The organism is Cellulomonas sp. NPDC057328, assembly GCF_042667215.1.
Taxonomy (GTDB): domain Bacteria; phylum Actinomycetota; class Actinomycetes; order Actinomycetales; family Cellulomonadaceae; genus Cellulomonas.
Genome location: NZ_JBHUZW010000214.1, coordinates 1 through 1,686 on the forward strand (window position 1 = coordinate 1; position 1,686 = coordinate 1,686).

The 1,686-nt window shown below is 81.3% G+C and carries 1 pseudogene; it reads right to left on the bottom strand.

Going from position 1 to position 1,686, the window contains the following annotated elements:
• Positions 1 to 1,686, bottom strand: a pseudogene (locus tag ACFUMH_RS19050) (hypothetical protein); the annotation flags it as partial.

Here is a 1,686-nt window from a genome sequence, read left to right on the forward strand (position 1 = left end):
GCGCTCACGGTGAGGACCGGCGCGACGCCGGTGACGGCGACCGACGCGGGGACGGGCAGGTCGGCGTCGTCGGCGGTGACCGCGACGGTGGCGACGCCGAGCGGCCCGACGGCACCGGCGGTCCCGGTCAGCCGCGGCACCACCCGCGCGCTCGCGCCGGGCGCGATCGGACCGGGGAGCCGGCAGACGACGTCGGGGCCCTCGGGCGTGCAGCCGTCGGCGGCCACGGGGGCGGCACCGGCCGGCGGTGTGACCCGCACCGCGACGCCGGTCGCGGTCAGGCCGCCGGTGTTCGTGACCTCGACCGGCAGGTCGGTCGCGGCGCCGAGGGCCACCTCGACGCCGCCGCCGGGCACGGTGAGCACGGGCGTGGCGGGCCGGACGAGCGTGTAGGCGACCGCGATGCGCTCCGGCGCGCGTCCGCCGTCGGGACGCAGCACCGCCGCGAACGTCCCGGTGGCAGGTGCGGCGCTGCTCGCGGCCGTCAGGCGCAGCGCGAGGGTGGACGCCTCCCCCGCACCGAGCGCCGGCAGCGTGCAGCGCGTCGTGCCGTCCGTCGGCGCGCACACCCACGGCGGGGCGGCGACGGCGCTGACGCCGCGGGGCAGGTCGAGGTCGACGGTCGCGGGGGCGCCGGGCGTCACGGGCGACCCGTGGCTCGCGTTGCGGAGCGGGAGGTCCAGGGCGCGCTCGCGGCCGGCGACGAGCTCGACCGGCACCGGCGACGTCGGCCCGACGAGGCGCGCGGGCGCCGGCGCGACGACGAGCGGCACGGCCGGCGGCGTCCACGCGCGCGTGGCACCCGTGATGCGCACGCCGACGCTGAGCCCGTCCGCGGGCTCGAAGTCCTCCCCGATGCCGACGCGCAGCACCAGGCGCATCGCGGCGTGCGGGGGCAGCTCGGGCAGCGTACACGTCGCCTGGTGCTGCGCGACGGGCGTGCACACCCAGCCGTCGGTGACGAGCGGCGCGAACCCGGCGCCGACGGCGATGATCCCGGCGATGCCCTCCACCCTGACGCCGGGGGGCAGCGTGATCTCGGCGCGCAGGTCGACCGCGGCGCGGTCGCCGTCGTTGCGCACCGTCAGCCCGAGCTCCTGGCCGACGCTGCCCGCGGCGAGCACGATCCCGCCCTCGGGCGGCTCGACGACCACGTCGGGCGCGGGCGGCGGGTCGGGGCCGGGGTCGGGCCCCGGACCCGGGTCGGGCTGCGGCTCGGGCGGCGGCCCGGCGGACGGCGCGGGCTCCGGCTCGTCGGCCCCCGGCGGCGGTGCTGCGAAGACGCTCCCGTCGTCGGGGGCCGTCGGGTCGGGGTCCGGCTCGAGCGACGGCGTGGGCGTCGGCAGGTCGGTGGGGCCGACGGTGGGCGTCGGCTCGACGGTCGGCGCGGGGACGGCGGTCGCGGTCGGCTCCAGGGTGCTGCCCGACACCGTCGGGCTCGGGCCAGCCGTGGCGGCGACGTCACCCGTCGGGCCCCCGACCAGCTGCACCGCCCCGACCACGGCCGCGGCGACGACCGCGACGGTGCCGACCGTCACGGCGGCGGCCGCGGCGCTCACGCCGCCCAGCGCCGCCGCGATGCCGCCGGTCGCCGCGGCGACGATGCCCGTGGCGCCGGCGGCCGCACCCGCGCCGGCCACCGCCCCGGCACCCGCCGCCGCGCCCGCACCTGCCGCACCCGCACCC